The following is a 273-nucleotide window of genomic DNA, read 5'->3' as shown; positions in this document are numbered from 1 at the left end:
AGGCAGCATCTCCTTCGCCGGTTCCGCCGGGCAGCAGGTGGCGATGGACCTCACGCGGGGTGCCCTGCAGGGCGGGACACGGTTCATCTCGCAGCGGGTCAAGGCGGTCAAGGTAAAGCTGAAGGCCGGATACAGGGTGTTGCTGGTCACAAAAAAACAATAACAAGGTTTAACTGTAATTTTTAAACAATCATTCAAGATGAGAACATTCATTCTTTTAATCATGGCTGCGCTGGCGGGAATGACCTGCCGGGCACAGGAGCGCAAGCCGGA

At 54.9% G+C, this 273-nt stretch carries 1 protein-coding gene; it reads left to right on the top strand.

The window, feature by feature from the left end:
* Nucleotides 1-7 precede the first annotated feature (7 nt).
* Complete coding sequence (gene traM / locus JQ863_RS19660) at nt 8-163, top strand: conjugative transposon protein TraM (RefSeq protein ID WP_420826290.1); 156 nt, start codon at nt 8-10, stop codon at nt 161-163.
* The last annotated feature ends 110 nt before the right edge of the window (nt 164-273 follow it).

The sequence above is a fragment of the Shimia biformata genome, from assembly GCF_016888515.1.
In the GTDB taxonomy this organism is placed as follows: domain Bacteria; phylum Pseudomonadota; class Alphaproteobacteria; order Rhodobacterales; family Rhodobacteraceae; genus Shimia_A; species Shimia_A biformata.
This window is presented reverse-complemented; position numbering and strand designations above follow the sequence as displayed.